At 38.9% G+C, this 20,723-nt stretch carries 16 protein-coding genes and 1 riboswitch; of the genes, 15 read left to right on the forward strand and 1 reads right to left on the reverse strand.

From position 1 onward, the window contains the following. Window positions 1-123 precede the first annotated feature (123 nt). A complete protein-coding gene (locus QNH43_RS11045; protein ID WP_283917860.1) occupies window positions 124-1,269 on the forward strand; it encodes an exonuclease SbcCD subunit D in 1,146 nt (381 codons plus the stop codon). Then, a complete protein-coding gene (locus QNH43_RS11050) occupies window positions 1,266-4,397 on the forward strand; it encodes an AAA family ATPase (RefSeq protein ID WP_283917861.1) in 3,132 nt (1,043 codons plus the stop codon). Before QNH43_RS11045 ends, QNH43_RS11050 begins: the two co-directional genes overlap by 4 nt. A gap of 67 nt (window positions 4,398-4,464) precedes the next feature. On the opposite strand, the gene QNH43_RS11055 is transcribed toward QNH43_RS11050, so the two are convergent. Then, window positions 4,465-4,872, reverse strand: coding sequence for an Hsp20/alpha crystallin family protein (locus QNH43_RS11055; protein ID WP_192204361.1), 408 nt, complete (start codon window positions 4,870-4,872; stop codon window positions 4,465-4,467). Window positions 4,873-5,585: 713 nt separating this feature from the next. Between QNH43_RS11055 and QNH43_RS11060 the strand changes: the two genes are divergently transcribed. The 13 genes from QNH43_RS11060 (at window position 5,586) to QNH43_RS11115 (ending at window position 20,221) form a co-directional block, all read left to right on the forward strand. Next, window positions 5,586-6,389 (forward strand): enoyl-CoA hydratase/isomerase family protein, encoded by an 804-nt coding sequence (locus QNH43_RS11060; RefSeq protein ID WP_076368860.1) that lies wholly within the window; start codon window positions 5,586-5,588, stop codon window positions 6,387-6,389. A 97-nt stretch (window positions 6,390-6,486) separates the two neighbouring features. After that, a complete protein-coding gene (locus QNH43_RS11065; RefSeq protein WP_179086090.1) occupies window positions 6,487-6,915 on the forward strand; it encodes an acyl-CoA thioesterase in 429 nt (142 codons plus the stop codon). Between the two features lie 98 nt (window positions 6,916-7,013). Continuing rightward, window positions 7,014-7,895, forward strand: a complete 882-nt coding sequence (locus QNH43_RS11070) for a PaaX family transcriptional regulator (protein WP_283917862.1) — start codon at window positions 7,014-7,016, stop codon at window positions 7,893-7,895. Window positions 7,896-8,118: 223 nt separating this feature from the next. Then, window positions 8,119-9,105 (forward strand): MBL fold metallo-hydrolase, encoded by a 987-nt coding sequence (locus QNH43_RS11075; RefSeq protein WP_283917863.1) that lies wholly within the window; start codon window positions 8,119-8,121, stop codon window positions 9,103-9,105. A 149-nt stretch (window positions 9,106-9,254) separates the two neighbouring features. Beyond that, window positions 9,255-10,193, forward strand: coding sequence for a Phenylacetic acid catabolic protein (locus tag QNH43_RS11080; protein ID WP_179086091.1), 939 nt, complete (start codon window positions 9,255-9,257; stop codon window positions 10,191-10,193). Beyond that, entirely contained in the window at window positions 10,194-10,520 is a 327-nt protein-coding gene (locus QNH43_RS11085; RefSeq protein WP_076368863.1) for a metal-sulfur cluster assembly factor, read from the forward strand. Then, a complete protein-coding gene (locus QNH43_RS11090; protein ID WP_076368864.1) occupies window positions 10,517-10,747 on the forward strand; it encodes a hypothetical protein in 231 nt (76 codons plus the stop codon). Before QNH43_RS11085 ends, QNH43_RS11090 begins: the two co-directional genes overlap by 4 nt. A gap of 1 nt (window position 10,748) precedes the next feature. After that, window positions 10,749-11,399 carry a Phenylacetic acid catabolic protein gene (locus QNH43_RS11095; protein ID WP_283917864.1) on the forward strand — a complete coding sequence of 217 codons (651 nt, stop codon included), beginning with the start codon at window positions 10,749-10,751 and terminating at the stop codon, window positions 11,397-11,399. Further along, on the forward strand, window positions 11,389-11,577 hold the full coding sequence (locus tag QNH43_RS27790) for a PaaD-like zinc ribbon domain-containing protein (RefSeq protein WP_434060168.1): 189 nt from the start codon (window positions 11,389-11,391) through the stop codon (window positions 11,575-11,577). The genes QNH43_RS11095 and QNH43_RS27790 overlap by 11 nt, the downstream gene beginning before the upstream one ends. 396 nt (window positions 11,578-11,973) lie before the next feature. Beyond that, entirely contained in the window at window positions 11,974-13,536 is a 1,563-nt protein-coding gene (locus tag QNH43_RS11100) for a benzoate-CoA ligase family protein (RefSeq protein ID WP_283918334.1), read from the forward strand. Window positions 13,537-13,653: 117 nt separating this feature from the next. Then, window positions 13,654-15,441 carry an adenine deaminase C-terminal domain-containing protein gene (locus QNH43_RS11105; protein ID WP_434060169.1) on the forward strand — a complete coding sequence of 596 codons (1,788 nt, stop codon included), beginning with the start codon at window positions 13,654-13,656 and terminating at the stop codon, window positions 15,439-15,441. Between the two features lie 711 nt (window positions 15,442-16,152). Then, complete coding sequence (locus QNH43_RS11110) at window positions 16,153-17,712, forward strand: class I adenylate-forming enzyme family protein (protein WP_283917865.1); 1,560 nt, start codon at window positions 16,153-16,155, stop codon at window positions 17,710-17,712. A gap of 781 nt (window positions 17,713-18,493) precedes the next feature. Further along, a riboswitch (ZMP/ZTP riboswitch) is annotated at window positions 18,494-18,572 on the forward strand. Between the two features lie 56 nt (window positions 18,573-18,628). Beyond that, window positions 18,629-20,221: a glutamate/serine transporter AimA gene (locus tag QNH43_RS11115; protein ID WP_076368868.1), complete on the forward strand. Its 1,593-nt coding sequence runs from the start codon at window positions 18,629-18,631 to the stop codon at window positions 20,219-20,221. Window positions 20,222-20,723 lie beyond the last annotated feature (502 nt).

The following is a 20,723-nucleotide window of genomic DNA, read 5'->3' on the forward strand; positions in this document are numbered from 1 at the left end:
ATTCTGAAACTTTCAAAAGAATGTGGCAGTGTGGTAAAAATTAGAACGTTTGTACCCAAACCATGCTATTCGTTAAATTTTTGATATAATAATAGTAAGTAAAAATTAGGACGGAGTGAAACTATGAAATTTATCCATACGGCTGATTGGCATTTAGGGAAAATCGTTCACGGTGTACATATGACAGATGACCAAAGGCATGCACTCTTGCAATTCATAGAAATTGTCGAAGAGGAAAAACCGGATGCGGTCGTGATTGCCGGTGATCTATATGATCGCTCGGTTCCGCCGACTGAAGCGGTGGAGCTTCTAGATGAAATCCTCTATACGATAAATGTGAAAATGAATACTCCGATCGTTGCGATATCGGGAAACCATGATTCTGCGGAAAGACTCGCATTCGGTTCATCATGGTATCGTCATAGTCAGTTATACATTCATGGGAAATTGACAAAATCATGTGAGCCGGTCCGTATCAAAGGAGTGAACTTTTATTGTGTTCCATATGCAGAACCTGGGACGGTCCGCCATCTTTTTGAAGATGATAGTATCCATTCCCATCAGGAAGCGATGAAGCGGATAACCGGAACGATTGCCGAGAATTTCAATAAGGATGAGCCGAATGTCTTCGTGGGACATGCTTTTGTATTAGGCGGAAAAACGAGCGATTCGGAAAGGGTCTTGTCTGTAGGTGGCTCCGGCTGTGTTTCAGCCGACTTATTCGATGCGTTCGATTATACGGCACTTGGGCATTTACATAGTCCAGACGCAATACGTCATCCTAAGGTGTTTTACTCTGGATCACTATTAAAATATTCTTTTTCCGAGGCCAAGCAAAATAAATCGCTTTCCATCGTCGATATGCATGAAGATGGGAGCTTTGATATACGCTATCGTTCTTTGGCACCCAAGTTCGATATGAGGGAAATATCCGGATCGATGGAAGAGTTGCTTGATTCCGCTTTTTATCAATCGCAAAAAAGGGATGACTATTTGAAAATAACATTAAATGATGAGGGGGCACTCATCGATCCTATTAACCGCTTGCGCCAGATTTATCCGAACGTACTACATCTGGAGCGTAAATGGGATTTGACCGACCTTAGAAGAAAAAAATCTTTCTCCTCTGTAAAAGATGAACGGAAATCAGAATTGGACCTGTTTGAAACGTTTTATCAAGAAATGACAGATCGGGACTTTGATTCTCAAAAGCAGGATTTGATGGTATCGGTAATTGAGGCTGTTAAGAAAGAGGAGGCTTTGAAATGAGACCGGATATATTAACGATGCAGGCATTCGGACCATATGCAGGAAGGGAAACCATTGACTTTAATTCCCTTGGAGAACGGACGATGTTTGTCATTTCTGGAAAGACAGGCGCAGGGAAAACAACGATATTTGATGGCATTAGTTTTGCAATATATGGAAAAGCCAGTGGTGAAGATCGAAGCGGGCAAGATTTACGAAGTCAGTTTGCCGAAGATGATATTTTGACGGAAGTCTCGTTACAATTTACCTTGCGTGGAAAAACGTATTTGGTGACCCGGTCCCCGCAGCAGGAACGCAGGAAAAAATCAGGTGAAGGAACAACAACGGTTGGAGCAAAGGCTGAATTATATGAGATATTGGCCGAAGGAAAAAAATTGCTGGGAGCAAATGTACGGGAAGTTGAAGAAAAAATCAAAGTACTCATTGGACTTGACGCTAATCAATTCCGGCAAATCCTGATGATTCCTCAGAATGAATTTCGAAAACTGTTAACATCCGACAGCAAGGATAAAGAACAGATTCTCCAGAAATTATTTCATACTGAACTTTATAAACGAATAGAAGAAAAATTAAAAGAAGAGGCTTCCATCCTAAAAAAGGAAAGTGAAAAAAGTGCTCAGCGGCGAATTGAATTAATGAAAGGCATCCAGCCTGGCAATAATGAAGAATTACAGGCACAAATACAAGGGGAAGAGCCTAATGAACAACAGGTTCTACCGCTGTTACAGGAAGTTCTTTTGAAAGCGGCAGAAAAAAATGAGTATATAAATAAACAAATACAGGAAAAGCAGAAAGCTCGTGACCAAGTAAATCAAGAACTTTCAAAAGCTGTCGATTTATTAAACCGATTTTCGGAAAAAGAAAAACTGCGAAATGAAAAGGAGGCCCTTGAAGCAAAGCTGCCAGAAATGGAATTAGTGAAAGTCCAAATAAAAATGGCACACAAAGCGGCTTCGCTTGAAAAGCAGGAACAATACTATTTGCGAATTGGCAAACAAGTACAAGATGCGAATGCCGAACTTCAAAAGTTAAGTGAGCAGTCCGAGAAGTTACGGATTGAGCGCATCGAGAAGCAGGATTCCTATGATAAGGAAAAGTTGAAGGATAATCAAAGAGAGCAGGCAGTCCGAACTGTTCATCAGCTTGAGCAGGTAAAAGAGGCTGTCATGACTTTTGCAAGCTTAAAAGCACAGGTTACTTTAGATGAAAAAGAGTGGCAAACCAGTAAACGACTTCGTGAAAAAACTGTTTCGGAACAGCTGTCGATCGAGGCGGAAGCGGAGAAAGTCGCTCAAGAAAAAATAGAAGCGGAAAAAGCGGCTGTTCTTTATCGTGATCAGGAAATTGAAGCAGAAAGAAATAATCAATCGTTAACGAAGATTAAAAAGCTTCAAGAAGTTCTTTATGAAATCCAGAATACGAAACGAGTTCTGGATGATAAGGATAATCGGTTCCAAGAGTTACAAAGAATACAAATTCAGGAGAAGGAAAGACTGGAAACCCTGAACCGAAACTGGAGATCTGGCCAAGCGGGTATGCTTGCTTCCATGCTGCACTCTGGGGAAAATTGTCCTGTGTGCGGTTCGCAAAGTCATCCAAAACCAGCGCAATTGCATGAGCATATGCCGACGGATTTGGAACTGAAAGAGCAAGAAAACAAGCTGAAAACGGCAGAACAACAAAAAAGCCAAGCCGAAAGTGAATATTATCAAGCGAAATCCAAATATGGTGCACTGGTAGAGTCTTCACAAGAAAAGTTAAGTGACTTACAAAATGACATGCCGGAGTTTAGGTGTGAAAATATTGATGGGCATTTGCAACAGTTTGTACAAAAAGGAAAAGTGCTGCAAGAGCAGCTAAAAGAATTGATGAGGAAAAAGTCTGTTTTAAATGATCTGGAAAAAAGGTTGCAGGATTTAAAAGAGAAAGCATCCCAGCTTAAGGATAATATGATCTCTTTAGAGAGAAAAGAGGACCAAGGGAAAACGAGGTATATTGAAAACTCTACAAAACTAACAGGGTTAACCGATTCCCTGCCAGACGGAATACGGACGGAAGAAGAATATAATGAAGCTTATCAAATGGCTGTAAATACACAGAAACGCTTACAATCGGCCTTGGAAGATGCACAAAAAAACCTCCAACTTGTGAAGGAAAGAGAATCGGCCATCATTGCAAAAAAAGAATCCCTAAGTGGAAATATAGAGGCCTTGAATACAGAATTGAAAGAGGAGCGGGAAAAGTTAATTACGGATATGACCAATCAAGGCTTTTCCAATTATAAAGAATATACGGCAGCAAAAAAATCGGAAGCGGCTCTAGGAAATTTGGAGGACCAAGTACAACAATATAATCAAAATTGGCAAAGTGTTTTAAGTCTGTTTCATGATATGGAAATGAAATTAAAAGATGTGAGCAAACCAGATCTTGAAGGATTGAAAAAGACTTTCGATTTCATAGATGGAGAATTGGAGTCGTTACGCCAAAATCAGAATGAATTACAGGCTGAAATTCGGACTAACGAAGAAATCGAAAGGAAATTGGCGCAAATCAGGGAAGATCAGAAAAGTTTAGATGAAAGGTACAGTATCGTCGGTCATCTGTCTGAAATCTCCAAAGGTCAAAACTCCTTCAAAATAACGTTTGAACGATATGTACTGGCAGCCTTTTTAGATGATATTTTAAAAGAAGCCAATTCAAGGCTGCTGAAAATGACAAGCGGCAGATATCAGCTGTTGCGAAAGCTTGATCCTACACGCAGGAATATCCAGAGCGGTCTGGAGTTATCTGTGTATGACCAATATACAGGACATGAGAGGCATGTCAAAACCCTTTCGGGAGGGGAGAGCTTCAAGGCATCCCTTGCACTTGCTTTGGGTCTTGCGGATGTTGTCCAGCAGAACGCTGGCGGTATTTCACTCGAAACGATGTTCATCGATGAAGGTTTCGGTACGCTCGACCCTGAATCTCTTGATCATGCGATTGAAGCATTAATGGATATACAAAGTACCGGGAGATTGGTCGGGATAATTTCCCATGTGCCGGAATTGAAAGAAAGAATCGATGCACAGTTGCAAGTCATTTCGACACAAAATGGAAGTCGAACGTCCTTTTACTTTGCTGGATAATCAAGAAAAAAGAATGGCTAAGGGAGATGTGGTTCCCTAGGCCATTCTTTTTATTTTTATGAATGAACTATTCAATGTTAATATCTTCAGCCGTTTTTCCGGGGGAAAACTTATGGATGCGAATCACCAATATTGGATTCGAGAATTCAGCGGTAATTCTTCGAGAGCAAATCGAAAAGGGGAAAGGGATCTTTCTCTGTGTTGGCAGTGTATCTTCTTTTTTTTCAAGAATTGGTTTATCAGTATCGTCAACGATGATCGATAGCTCATTATCACATAGGCATACTTTTATATCTTTCACATCATGATTTTCCAAAACCGCTTCCACCATATACTCATCGTCACTTTCGTATATATCAATTGAAAAAAGTTGATGATCCAACGCACAAGTTTCCGGATCCAGAAAAAAACTTTTTACCCATTCATCAAACTTTTCAACCTCATTCATTTGCGATCCATGTTGATTGTCTTGCATGTTGATACCCCCGGTTTTCCTTTGATGTATTATATGTAGGACCATGAAGAATGGTGATTGAAAAAGTGAAATGGGTGATGATAAAAAGATTCCAATAAAGTGGTTCAAAAAATGTACTGGCAACCAAGGATTTTAGAAAGGAATCAATGCAAAGAAACGATGTGTGTGTGGGTATTAAAGGGAATTAAAAATTAGCAGGAAGTTAATGAAAGTGATGACCAATTCTATATGAGTTGGTCATTTCTTTATGCTGTTTTCGCATACTTTGTACTATTTACCAAGTAATGCGGTGTGGTTGATTTCCCCTCCAGATGCTCGCTTTCCGCGGGGCGGGCGGTGAGCCTCCTCGGCGTGAACGCCTGTGGGGTCTCACCTGTCCCGCTGCTCCCGCAGGAGTCTCGCACTTCCGCTCCAATCAACCTTGAATCGTTTCGTTTTAAAAACAACAATCTTTACGAAAAGAGCCTTTCTTTATTATCGATCTTGTTTTCTATTAAGCTCGTACCTCTATATCTTAATATTTAAAGTTAGGTTTTTACTGCCGTCAAAATGAACAATCCATATCATTGTTAATACAGTCACAAATAACATATTAAATGTAAATTTAAATAATTTACCAAAAATAATTGCAATTCTGAAAATTAAGTAGTATATTATGTAATATAAACGGAAGGAAATAAAACATAATATAAAATTCAGAGGAGTGTTGAAGAATGAGTACAGCAGTCGAAGCAAAGCAAACGCTTACAATCCAAAAAAACAAAGAAACTGGGGTAGCGGAGGTACATCTTCATATTAATAAGACTAATGCCTATACGCTTGATTTTTACAAAGAATTAAATGCAGCAATTGATGATATTCGTTTTGATCCAGATATGAAAGTAGCTGTATTAATGAGTGATATGCCTAAATTTTTCTCGGTCGGAGCGGATATTAACTTCCTTAAAGCTGCTGATCCGGTTTTTAAAACACAATTCTGCTTATTCTGTAATGAAACTCTTGATAAAATTGCCCGTTCACCGCAAATCTGGATTGCATGCCTCGAAGGTCACACAGTAGGTGGGGGACTGGAAATGGCGATGGGTTGTGATCTTCGTTTTATGGGTGATAAAGCAGGGAAAATCGGTTTACCGGAAGTTAACCTTGGGGTCCTTGCAGGTACTGGAGGGACACAACGTATGGCTAGATTAGTTGGTCATTCCAAGGCAATCGACCTGAATATCACAGGAGAGTCCATCTCACCTCAGGAAGCTAAGGAAATACGATTAGTAGATCGGGTTTTCCCACAAGATGAAATACGTGAAAAAACATTGGAATATGCCAAAAATGTCGCAAGTAAGGCTAGTTACGCAGTAACTAATATAAAACTATCGATAATGAACGGCAAAGAAATGCCTTTAAACGCGGCGATTCGTTATGAAGGGGAAATACAGAATCTTTTATTTCGCTCTGAAGATGCTAAAGAAGGATTAGCTTCCTTCCTTGAAAAGCGTGAACCACAGTGGAAAGGTAAATGATTGATTTGTCCTTTTAAAAGTGAAAAAAGCAATATCGGTTCCTGCCGATATTGCTTTTTTACTACGAATGTTATTGGGAGGATGGTGTGTGTATATAATGGAAGAAACTCATTTGAAAAGGCGAGTGAACGAAACGAAATTTCAAATTCAATGGGGTGATACAGACCGAGCAGGAATTGTCTATTATCCGAATTATTATAAATGGTTCGATTTAGCGGGTCATAATTTTTTTCGTTCCATGGATATGAGCCCTAAATATTTAGAAGAAGAGAAGAGAATCATCATTCCATTACTCGAAGCTAAGTGTACTTTTGAAAAACCGCTGTACTATGACGATGAAGTGACAGTTTACACTCATGTGAATGAGGTGAAAACGAAGACCATTCGTTTTCATCATGAGGTTTATTGTGGGGAAAAAAGGACTGGGTATGGTTATGAAATTCGCGCATGGACTTCCATCGGGGATGATGGGTTCAAGGCTGTACCGATTCCGGAAAATGTAAAAAGGCTATTAAAAGTCCTATAGCGGGATATGAAGGGATGATTAACTCCAACAAGTTTGAAAATTGAACCAATTTAGATTACATTAAGAAGAAAAGGCTTTATGAGAACAGGAGAATCAACATGAAACCAAGGTCATTATTGTATACTCTTTTTGGTGATTTCGTTCAATTCTACGGTGGGGAAGTATGGATTGGGACACTTATTAAAATGATGGGGCATTTTGGTGTTTCTGAATCCTCTGTGCGTGGAGCCATTCTCCGTCTTGTTCAACAGGATTTAATTACTGGGCGAAAAATAGGCAATAAAAGCTATTATTCATTAACTCAAAAAGGGAAACGCAATATGGATGATGGTGTCAAACGTGTTTATACGATCCGGAATAATCATTGGGATGGTTTGTGGCGAGTTGTTACCTACTCCATCCCTGAGGAGAAGCGAGTGCTGAGGAATCAAGTGCGTAAGGAATTGAGCTGGACAGGTTTCGGGCTTTTGTCCAATAGTATTTGGGTCAGTCCCAATCCTTTGGAAAAACAAGTTCTGACCTTGATGGATACATATGATTTAAAGGACTACCTGATTATTTTCAGTTCAAGTCAAGTCATCACCCACTCGAATGAAGAGATTTTACGTGCTTGTTGGGATTTAAATGAAATAAACAAAAACTATTTAACTTTCATACAGCAATATGAAACGAAGCTTCAGGACATGCAGCAGGCTGTATGGGAAGATAGCATTTCAAATGAAGAATGTTTTTATGAACGAACCCGGCTTGTTCACGAATATAGGAAGTTCCTTTTCCTGGACCCTGGTTTCCCGCTAGATTTATTACCTGAAGACTGGCATGGAATCAAGGCTAGGGAGCTATTTTGGAATATTCATCAGCTTACCTCGGTCAAAGCAGTGAAATATTTTGAATCAATCATGGAATACCCTCCTGATAAGGCAGGATTTGTAAATCGTGAGAAAGCAATTAACCCTTTTTCAGAAATCTATCATGATTAAGAGGGGAGGTTTTACGCAGTAAAAAATCCATGTTACAGAAAAAGGTTTGGAAAAGCTGGATGGCCTTGATTATGAGATATGTGCGATTAATAAGGGGAATACTACTGATTTACCACAGGCATTGCTATTGGATCAAAGGCGTATGAGTTAACAGTCGTAACAGGGGATAGAAAGGAAGCTTTGCTTGCCTTTCAACACAACTGGAAACCAGTTTTAGGGAGTGATGATCATTACTGAGCCATCAGGGAACTATCAACAATTAACGGAGTATTTAATTCGCATAGGCATACCTGTTCCATTCCCCATGAAGCATGTTTATTGTTATTTATTTCGAATGAAAGAAGAAATCGTACTGGTGGATGTTGGGTTTCCAACAGAAGTCGCCAAAAAGTATTGGGAAGAAGTCCTTGAAGAGTTGTGCATTAAACCAACAGATATATCAAAGATTATCCTGACCCATTTTCATCCTGATCATACTGGTTTAATCAGCTGGATGCAGCAAAAAACCGGTGCTCGCGTTTATATGAGTGATGCGGAAGCCCAAATGATTAAAACTGTCTTTGGCGGGAATACAAAACAGGCTGAAGCAATATACGAATTATTTGGTAAACATTCCGTACCTGAGCCTTTGTTGACTAAAGTGAGAGAAAACGTATTGTTTTTCTCGAATAAAGTGAGTCCGCTTCCTGAGATTGAGGGTTTTCAAGAAACCTATATAGATAGTCCTGGAGGAAGATGGAGCGTCAAAACATATGGCGGTCATGCGGAGGGACATTTATGTTTTTATCAAGAGACCCAAAAAATCATGTTAATAGGCGATGTAGTCTTGAATAAGATCACTCCGAATATTAGTCTTTGGCCAAATTCCGATCAAAACCCTCTAAAAAGTTACTTTTCTACTTTGTATCAACTTGTTGATCAGGATGTGAACATTGCATATCCTGCCCATGGAACACCAATAGTGAATCTTGCCCAGCGGGCTAAGGAAATCATTGAACATCATCATGAACGTTTAGCGACCATTTTAACCATTCTGGAATCAAAAAAAGACGCGTATAAGATTACGGAAAAGCTTTTTCAACATAAGAAGCTCACTGATCATCAATGGCGATTCGCCATTGCGGAAACGTTAGCACATCTGGAATATTTAGTTGAAGAAAAAAGAATACAAAAAATTTCAAATGGCGGAATGTTTCGCTACGAATTATAACAAATAAAGCGAGTTGCACTTTTGTGCATCTCGTTTTATTTGTTTTCTGAAAAATCTGATAAAGTGTTGACTAACCAGATAAAGTAAATTATTATATTACTTATATAAGACGATAGTTCAAAAAACATAATATGATGGGAGAGAGGCAGATGACAGGGTTTACAAATGATTTGATGGGCAAGATCCAAGCCGGGTTTGTGGTCGAGAGACTGGAAGATATGGATGAAAACTATAAAAAGGCATTGAAACAAACTTTGATGATAGTTGCGGATACAGAATTATTAAGTGTTCCGCCACTTCTGACTGTTTATAAAGATGCCCCCAATTTAAATTACAAAATCACGGCACTTGCTGTGATGCAGGATGAAATCGGCCATGCGCATATTGCGTACAGATTATTAAAGGATTTAGGAGAAAACGTACAATTCATGTTATATGAGCGATCGCCAAATAGATGGAAGAATCCATATGCTTTTGATTTTAAATTAGATAACTGGGTTGAACTGGGAGTATTCAACGGATTATTTGATCGAGCAGGTTACACCTTATTGGGAGATGCGCACCAACATACTTCATACGGACCTTGGAAACGGGCATTGGTCAAGGTTGATAAGGAGGAACTATTCCATTTAAGAAACGGAGAAATCATAATGAAGGCAGCCATGAAAGATCCTGAAACGGCTAAGCAGGTTCAAGACGCGATTGATTGGATGTTCATCATGTCCCTTGAATTCTTCGGTGTAGCAGATAACTTGAAAAGCAGGTCAGCCCAACTGGATTATAAATTGAAAGGAAAGACTAATGATGAATTAAGGCAGAAATGGATGTCCACTGCCGTTCCTTTCTGTGAATCCCTCGGACTTAATGTACCTGCTCATTACGATGAAGGGACTGGAAGGTATGAATTGAAAGTTCCTTTTCCATGTAAATTCGATGTGGAAAACAAGCGGTGGAAATATGATGAACCCGATACGTGGGATAATGTCATCAACCGTTTTAAGCAGCGTGGTCCACAAAATCAGGAGTTCGTTAACCGGATTCAAAAAGGATATCAGCTACTTGATGCATATCGAAATGAGGCGATTTAGATGGGTGGGGTGTTATATAAGGATCCGGTATTAATCCATGCGTTACAAGAAGTTTCTGATCCTGAATTTCCTATAAGCATCGTGGATATGGGCTTGATTTATGGTGTAGAAAAGCAAGGGGATACAGCGTATGTAACGATGACCTATACTTCAACGGGATGCGGGTGCATGCAGTGGATTGAGAGTGATATTAAAAAAAGGCTTCTTCAAGAAGAAAGTGTTCATGCAGTGGAAATAGAGGTGGTTTGGAGTCCAGCTTGGACGGTCGACCAAATGAGTGAAGCAGGCAGGCAGATATTAAAGTCCTGGGGGGTCAGTTCAAAATGAGTGATAATAAGGTCCAAAACTTTGAATATGATGTGTTTTCAAGAATCAATCGTGGTGATGACTTAATGCATATTGGAACAGTTGAAGCAGATAATGATGAGTTGGCACGTGTTTATGCCCGTTATGTTTATGATGAAGAAAAATGGGTGGAAATGTTTATAGTCAAGCGGGAAAACATGATTTGCATTAGAGAAGCAGAACCATTTTTTAAGAAAAGGGTGATTTAATATGGTGAATTCAACAAATGGCAACACTGAATTGATTACCTTGATAGAAACGATTGCTGATAATAAATTCATTTTAGGAGATCGTCTTGTTGAGGTCGGTGTCAGTGGTCCAGACTTAGAAGGGACCCTTGCCGCTATTGCAATGGCCCAATCGGAACTAGGTCATGCCCGCCTTCTCTATAATTGGGGAACGAATTTGAAGAGCGGAAAAGGCAGCAAAAAGGAAGTGAAGGAACAAACGGGTAAAGCGTTTGACAGCATTGTTCAAATCGGGGAGTGGATACAACTGATTGCAGGGCTCTATTCTATGAATACGGCACTCCATACTTTGATAACCGCTTTGACGAGCCACCAAAAAGGCAGTGAAATCGAACTGCAATTCAATAAATTGGCAAGAGAACAGTTAGAGCATATATTGTACTCGAAAAACTGGGCACTCAAGTTACTGAATGATGGAGGCTCAATTCCTGCCCGTTTTGGGAGAGCATTTAAACTTTGTGAACAAGAAGTAATTACTTGGTTGAAACAAGTGGAAAACAATAGTGTGCTTATTGAAAACGAAATCCTTCCTGTAAATAGTAATTTAGTAATCTCCTATAAGGAAGCTTTGATCCCGCGTTTAAGAGACGAGGAGATAATAAATGCCCGCTGAAAAGGAGAATCCGGCATGTCCATTTTGTGATGGCAAAAATGTTGAATTATATTCATCCTTCGGTACTGCACAGCTCGTTAGGCAATACTATTGCCTGAACTGTAAAACGGTTTTTGAGAGTATACGATGGAAAGGTTCTTCTGATCGGCCTCATGAGCCAACTGATCCTAATGGGTAGTCATTACTTGCTAAAAGCCTTTCCAGTGCATTTTGCACTTATGAATGTGTAAAATATCGGGGTGGATATCAGACTATAAGTTTCATAGCCTGTGGAATTACTTTACCCTTGATTGGAGGTTTGAATGATTTGAAAGCGGTTACTGAATGAAAAAGAGCATTGGCGGGAAGGGACTTGCTCAAATTAGTTCGTATAGCGTTTCCAAATGAATGGCCTTTTTCCACAAAGGAGATTTTTAAAATGGAAGGTTGTTAGTGAATTTATCCGGCTTGTATGGCAGCCGTCCTTCTTTATGGAATAAAGGAGACAGTGGGATGACGTGTCTAAAACCAGTAGCTTTTTTAGGAGGGTAAATGTGTGATAAAAACCGAATGTAAAATTAGAGGATTGGGCGCGATGTACAATGCCTCCTATAATTTCTTCCAGAAAAACATTGAGGCAGGCAAAGGGGATAAAACCGCTATTTATTATGAAAATCAATCTTATACCTATCAAGATATCGATACCCTTGGTAATCAATTTGGTGCGGCATTAAAAGAATTGGGGATGGAGATGGAACAGCGCGTCCTGCTTTTATTACATGATTCTCCGGAATTCATCATCAGTTTCTTCGGTGCAATAAAGGTTGGGGCAATCCCGATTCCAACCAATACGCTTTTGCCCATAAAGGATTATGAGTATCTTTTGAATAATAGCCGTTCTAAAGTGTTGGTTACTACTTGTGAACAATGGGAGAAGTTAAAGCTTGTTAAAAATAGATTACTTTTCTTGAGGCATGTCGTCTTGGTTGATGGGGTTGATCTGAACCTGAAGGAAGAAAACGAACATTCTTTCCAGACTATTACTCGCAGGCAAAATAAAGACCTGCCTCCTTGTTTTAGCAACATTAATGATCAAGCGTTCTGGCTCTATACTTCAGGAAGTACAGGTGAGCCAAAAGGGGTTATTCACCTTCAAACCGATATGGAAGAAGCCTTCAAAAACTACGCCAAGAACATTTTACAAATCACCGAAAATGATATTACTTTTTCGGCTTCGAAGCTTTTCTTTGCTTATGGTTTGGGAAACGCGATGTATTTTCCTTTTGGAGCTGGGGCAACCACTGTTTTAATGCCGGACCGGCCGACTGCAGAAAAGGTATTCGAGACGATAGAGAAGTATCGTCCAACCATTTTTTTTGGTGTCCCGACTCTGTATGGATCGATGCTCAATTACCTTGAGAAGACGAAGGAAACCTATGATCTTTCTTCAATTAGACTTTGCGTATCAGCAGGAGAGGCACTGCCGGCTTCTTATATCGAACAATGGAAGAGAGTTTTCGGATTGGATATTATAGACGGAATTGGTTCGACCGAATCACTTCATATATACCTTTCCAATCAAGCAGATGATATTCGTCAAGGAAGCACAGGAAAAATCGTTCCCGGTTACGAAGCTAAAATAGTGGATGAACAAGGTCATGAAACTCAGGTGAATGAAGTGGGAGATCTATTAATTAAGGGAGAAAGCATTGCAGCCTCTTATTGGAATCTCAATGAAGAAAACAAAAAGAAGTTTATTGGTAATTGGCTGGTGACTGGAGATAAATACTTCAAGGATGAAGATGGCTTCTATTGGTATGCGGGCCGCAATGATGACATGATGAAGGTAAATGGAATTTGGGTATCGCCAATAGAAATAGAAAATGCACTCTTATCACATCCCGATATACTGGAAACGGCTGTTGTTGCTGTAAAGGATGAAAATGGTTTAGTAAAGCCAAAAGCCTTTATCGTATTAAAAGCTGATGCGGAATCAGGTGAAGGAGTAAAAGCGGAATTAAAAGGGTTTGTCAAAAAAGTGTTAGCACCGTATAAATATCCTCGTGACATTGAATTCGTGAACGAGTTACCAAAGACTTCGACAGGAAAGATACAAAGATTTAAATTAAGAGAGTCAGAGATCAAATCACAATCGTAAACAAGAAGGAGGATTCAATTCCTTGAATGTGGACTCAAAATGAATGTCTACAATAAGGGGGATTCATCCAGCATGAAAAAATATTAAATTGTCATTTGAATGGTGGGGGCGAGAATAGTGAATGCAAGAGCATACCGGCATGAATTGATCGAAGTGGCACAAGGACAACGACCCGCTGATATGTTCATTAAAGGCGGAACTGTTATTAATGTATATTCTGGTGAATTTCTTCAGCAAAATATTGCGCTGTATAAGGACTGCATTGCATATGTAGGGGAAAATGAAGTGAAGATAGATGAAAACACCACTGTAATAGATGCAAATGGTATTTTTGTATCTCCAGGATTCATTGAAACTCATGCACATCCTTGGGTTATATACAATCCTATAAGTATCACCGCAAAAGTATTGCCATTGGGTACTACCACTACAGTGAATGATAATCTATTTTTTTATTTGCACTTAGGTCACTCGGGCTTCAAAAAGCTTCTATGCGAGTTGAAGAAACTGCCAGGAAACTTTTTTTGGTTAATAAGATTAGTTTCACAGGCTGGATATCCAGGTGAAAGGGATTGGTTCAATAAAGAGGATATAATGGACCTTCTTTCGATTGAAGAAGTACTTGGAACGGCAGAAGTGACTCGTTGGCCTTTACTATACAAAGGGGATTCGGTTTTACTCGATATTATAGATGCGGCTAAAAAAATGGGGAAAGTGGCAGATGGGCATAATGCGGGGTGCTCTTTTGAAAAATTAAATTCGATTGCAGCTTCAGGTATAAGTGCCTGTCATGAAGCGATAACCGCGGAAGAGGCCCTGGATCGTTTGCGGTTGGGTTTATGGACAGTCCTAAGAAACAGTTCGCTTCGTCCGGACTTGTCAAAAATAATCAAGCTGATTACTGCTGGACAGGTAAGTACCGGCAGGATCTTGATGACTACGGATGGTCCGCATCCATCTTTTATTGAAAAAGAAGGATTCGTAGATGGACTTGTAAGGCAGGCTGTGGAACATGGAGTCCCGGTTATGGAAGCCATTCAGATGGTCACCATCAATGCGGCTACATACCTTAAACAGGACGATTATATTGGCGGATTGGCTCCGGGTAAAAAAGCGGATATATTATTGTTGCCTGATTTGGAGCAGTTTCGTCCGGACTTAGTGATCTCAAACGGGAGAATTGTTGCAAAAAATGGAGAGTTGACGATCAAGATGCCAGATTTGGATTGGGATATGCATTTACCTGAAAGTACATTCTCCTTTTCAAGAGGAATTCTGGCAAATCATGATTTGTATCTATATCCACACACCTCTTCAAATGATTCAGTCCCGGTTATTCATTTTGTTAGCAATGTAATAACCGAACGGAAAAATTTGGTTCTCCCAGCCAAGAATGGTTATGTCGATCTTTCAGCCAAAGAGGGACTTATGTATGCAGCTCTTATCGATAGAAAGGGGAAGTGGGTTACAAAAGGTATTTTAGAAAAGTTTGCGTTGAATTTAGACGGTATGGCCTCGACCTTTAATACAACGACTGACTTGCTCACAATCGGAAGAAATCCAGAGGCGATGGCAAAAGCTGCTTCAAGAGTTCATGAACTGGGAGGAGGAGTCGTAATTGTCGATGGCCATGAAATAATACTTGAAATTCCTTTACAGGTTACGGGAATGATGACTTCTGATCCTTCATTTGATAAGGCAGTTGAATTTAATGATAAATTATTAAAGGTGCTCCAAGCGAGAGGCTATCCTTTTCACGACATTTTGTATACTTTATTATTTTTAACTTGCGACTTTCTTCCTGGACTGCGATTAAATCCCTTTGGTCTATATGATGTGAAAACCGATAGAATCTTATTTCCTTCCACATCCATGACGCACTTTTTAAACGAAATGAAAGCGTAGAAAAGAACAAATGATAGGAGTATTTAATTTTGCACATATAGTATTAAATAAGCGATGGTGATATTATTCAATTATTGGATGAGCCTATGTAGGAATAGAGGAACTGTGTTTCAAAAATATAATGCCCTACTCGCCACAAGTGCTAGTTTTATTAGAAATGAATTTAGAAGAATTATGGCAAGTACCTAGTGATTAAGGAGCGAGATTCACAGTTATCTATCATAAGTGTAAAAAAAATCTTCTTATTGCCATTCAGTAATAAGAAGATTTTTTTTAGATATTGTGTAGAAATAAATAAAAGATTTCGTTCTGATGCAAAATAAGCATTAAATTTTCTAGAACTATCTTAGACATACACCCAAACCAACAGATAGTCTTTGCAAATGAAATTGTACCATTAATATCGTTGAAAAAAATTCATAAGGAACAAAAACAACTCAAAGAAAAGTAGAGCAAAAAAGTTTTGAAATAATTGGAAATCAATAATATTCGGAAGAAGAAGTGGAGACAATTATCCAGTTGAAAAGCCTATTAATTAGGCTTTTTAATGTGTTAATAAATTAAAGCATGGGTCTCAGTCATAACTAATGGTTGGCATAAGAAGCACGATAATTTATAAGAGGTACAATTTTTACAAAAAAAATATTTTTTACCAGATTATTTTAAAGTGATATAATTTTCTTAAAATTATATTTATTTAAGTGAGGACTGATGGAGAGCATGCTGACATTTGGTACAGTTATAAAGCAAAATGCAAGTAAGTACAAAAATAAGCCGGCTGTTATTTTTCAAGATACGATCAAGACATATGAAGAGTTAAACATTCGCGCGAATAAAATTGGAAACGCTTTCTTGGGACGTGGCTTTCGAAAAGGTGATAAAGTAGCTGTCATGTTAAAGAATCATTCTGCTTATGTCGAGATCATGGCCGGGCTGTCCAAAATCGGAGTCATCATTGTACCGATAAACTATCGCCTGGTTGGACCTGAAGTAGAATATATACTAAGAAACTCTGAAAGCCGGGGATTCATTATTTCAAAAGAATATGAAGGGATTGCCCAAGTGTTGCTTCCAAAAAACTCTCAATTAGACACCGTTCTGGTAGTGGGTGGTGCATCCAATGAAAATATGGAAGGGTATGTAGATTTTCTTGCTTCAGGCTGTGATGCGGAACCGAACATAGAGGTTAATGAGAAAGATACTTTCTATCTGGGCTACACTTCCGGTACGACCGGAAAGCCAAAAGGAGTGGTCATTTCCCATCGATCCCGAATACTGACAGGAATGGCCGCAGCTTATGAATACAAGATCGACGAATCAGATATTCACCTTGTTGCCGGGCCTGTTTATCATGCAGCACCATGGATTTTTCTTGTCATGCAGCTGCTCGTGGGCGGCACCCTTGTCATTCATGAATCATTTAATGCAGAACAGGTGCTTGAAGACATTGAACGATACAAGATCACAAACACATTCCTTGCACCAACGATGTACAATTTCTTGATCAACACGAGGGAAGACACAAAAACAAAGCATGACATCACCTCTATGCGCGTGTTGATTTCAGCAGGCTCGCCGCTGCCGACACAAACAAAAATGGATATTCTGGAATTTTTCAAAAATGCCGATTTGAACGAATTTTACGGCTCGACTGAAAGTGCGATTACACTGAACATTAAGCCGGGTGACATTCGCCGGAAGGAACGTTCAGTGGGACATCCTTTCCCGCTTGTGGAATGTTTAATTTTGGATGACGAGAAGAATCCAGTTTCGAACGGTGAAGTAGGGGAGTTGTATTTTAAATCACCGTACAACTTAGACGGCTATTATAACAATCCGGATGCTGACGCCGCTTCATTTTATCATGGTTTTTTTACAGTGGGAGATATGGCGCTGCAGGATGAGGATGGATTTTACTATATTGTAGACCGAAAGAAAGACATGCTGATCAGCGGCGGTGTTAATATTTATCCGCGTGAAATTGAGGAAGTCCTTTATTCACATCCCGGGATTCTCGATGTTGCGGTGATTGGTGTACCGGATGCCGTGTGGGGGGAATCGGTTAAAGCCATTGTTGTACAAAGAGAAGAGGCTAATCTCAAAGCAGAAGATATCATTAGTTACTGCGAAGGAAAATTAGCCGGCTATAAGAAACCAAAATCGGTAGACTTTGTGCATGAACTCCCACGCAACCCATCGGGGAAAATATTAAAAACAACATTGCGGGAATCCTTTGCAAATGATAGAAATGGAATCTTTCATATTAATTAATTTTTTCTATTACGGAAGCAAGTTAAAAAGCAACTGCGTTGATCAAGCAGTTGCTATTTTTTTATAAAATAGACAAATATGACTATCGATCCTCTAATGGTATTTCCATTTTAATAGCAATCTGAATGAGCTAAACCCATTCTATATCAAGTTTTCTAAAGTAACATAACTATTCCACCTGAGGTAATCCCACCATTAAGGATTTAGGGACATCATCTTGTTTAAGGAAATTTAATCTACGTTCATCTCTCTAGCTATGCCGAGTGTGTTTCACATTAGTTAAATATAATAGCCACTAATTAAAGTTGTGCATAAATTATGGAAAAAATAAATAGAGCTAAAGAGAGATCTTCATCCCTCAGATATTTTCCCCAACTTGTGCATTGCTTTTTTTGAGGAAGAAAAGAACAGTTTATAGAAATATGCTCATAAAGGTGTATTCCAAGTATTTCCTCTGTTAGATTATAAGATTTTAACTAACTGATTCATTATTTCTATGTAAATGTTGTTGGGATATAATTTGTAAAATATGAACGGTTTATTTTGCACATATAAGCTCTTAAAGATTTTTAAATATAATGTTAAAGCGAAAATGATTATATGATGTAGCATGTGTTCTGATAATTGAATGTTTGTTTTTGAGCTTTATTTTACCTAATTTTTTCAAATTAAAATGAATATTGATAGGGAATAACGAATAATAAATAAGATTATATATAAAATATAAATTTTTTTAAGTGTTGTGAAATTTTAAATAATCCTATATACTAAAAAAAACTATTTTCCTATATGTAACTGGCGCAACATGGAGTACCATGGGGGAGCATATAGAGTATAAGCCGCGCGCCTGGGCAAACACTTGATTTATAAATAGATCGAGTGTTTTTTATTTTCCTAGGAAGAGGTGTAGGTAGAGATGAGTAATATGCATAGAAAGATGGGGACTTTTGCTTTAACTATGACAGGTATTGGTTCTATTATCGGCTCAGGTTGGTTGTTCGGAGCGTGGAAAGCTTCCCAGATTGCTGGGCCAGCAGCTATTTTTTCTTGGATTATCGGTATGGTTGTAATTTTATTTATTGCATTATCATACGCAGAGCTTGGGGCAATGTTTCCTGAAGCTGGAGGAATGGTTAAGTATCCTCAATATTCGCATGGCTCTTTTATTGGATTTTTAGCTGCGTGGGCGAACTGGATTTCTATCGCTTCGACTATTACCGTTGAGGCCATTGCTTCGGTACAATATATGAGTACGTGGCCTTGGGAATGGGCCAGATGGTCTCATTCTTTAGTTGATAACAATATCTTAACGACCAAAGGATTATTCATAGCTTCTTTATTATTATTGTTCTATTTCTTTGTCAACTATTGGACAGTTAACCTTTTTGCTAAAGCAAATTCATTTATTACTATTTTTAAATTAATTGTTCCAGGTGTAATGGCAGGATCGTTATTTTTTGCTGGATTCCATGGTGAAAACTTTACAAGTTCTCATGGAATCGCACCATATGGTTGGGCAAGCGTTTTAACAGCAGTAGCAACTTCTGGTATAGTGTTTGCGTTTAACGGATTTCAAAGTCCCGTTAATATGGCAGGAGAAGCTAAGTCGCCAAATAAGTCTATACCAATTGCTGTTATAGGGTCTATTCTAATTGCAGGTTTTATATACGTTATTTTACAAGTTGTTTTTATCGGTGCAGTTGATCCGTCTATGATCGTGAACGGATGGAGTCATCTGAATTTTAATTCACCTTTTGCGGATTTGGCAATTGCTCTTAGCCTTAACTGGTTAGCGATTGTATTGTATGTAGATGCGTTTGTATCACCTTCTGGTACAGGTGCCACTTATACAGCTACAACTTCGCGAATGCTTTATGGAATGCAGAAAAATGGGTACTTACCGAAAATCTTTGGTACATTACATCCACTTTATGGTGTTCCTCGTCCAGCTATGTTACTAAACTTAGGCGTATGTTTTATCTTTTTATTTTTATTCCGCGGATGGGGCGTACTTGCTGAAGTGATTTCAGTTGCTACACTTATTTCGTATATCATGGGGCCAGTTGCATTGGCAACTTTAAGACGAACTGCTTCTCATTTTAACCGTCCATTTCACTTAAAGGGTGCTTCTATTATTGCACCTTGTGGATTTGTTTTTGCATCGCTTACTTTATACTGGGCGCGTTGGCCATTAACAGGAGAAGTCGTTTTCATCATTGCCATTGGATTGCCTATTTACTTTTATTATCAAGCTAAAAATAAATGGGATGGATTCAAAAAACAATTTTTATCAGGTGTTTGGATGCTTCTTTACTTAGGTTGTATGATTTTGATATCTTATATTGGAAGTGAGAAGTTCGGCGGAAAAAATATTCTTACATTTGGCTGGGATATGGTGGTCATCGCATGTCTGGCACTCTGCTTCTATTGGTGGGGAGTTAAGAGCGGGATTAAAACAGAATACATGGCTGAGGCTGAAAAAATCAACAAAGAATTTATCAATAAATAACTCTTAGTGTATAGACACAGCTATATGAGTAAAAAGAAAACATGGTTACTTTATGACCATGTTTTTTTTATTTGGCTCTTTTCGTAAAGTTTGTGGCTTTTACAAAGTAAAATCCTGAAAAGGAAAAATATTGGTATTTTGTAGAATAATTATCATAGAGCTTATTCAACTAAATGGCAGTTTAGTTAAATAAGTAGAAGTTGAATTCTGGATTATCATATGCAAAAGGTGTAACCAAAAGGCTCTTTTCATAAAGATTGTTGTTTTTAAAACGAAACGATTTAAGGTTGATTGGAGCGCAAGTCCGAGACTCCTGCGGGAGCAGCGGGACAGGTGAGACCCCACAGGCGTTTACGCCGAGGCGGCTCACCGCCCGCCCCGCGGAAAGCGAGCATCTGGAGGGGAAATAACCACACCGCTTTACTTGGTAAATAGCAACAAAGTATGCGAAAACAGCCAACCAAAAAAAGAACTGTACATGTGAAGTGAACCCAAAAAGTTA

Source organism: Peribacillus simplex, assembly GCF_030123325.1.
In the GTDB taxonomy this organism is placed as follows: domain Bacteria; phylum Bacillota; class Bacilli; order Bacillales; family DSM-1321; genus Peribacillus; species Peribacillus simplex_D.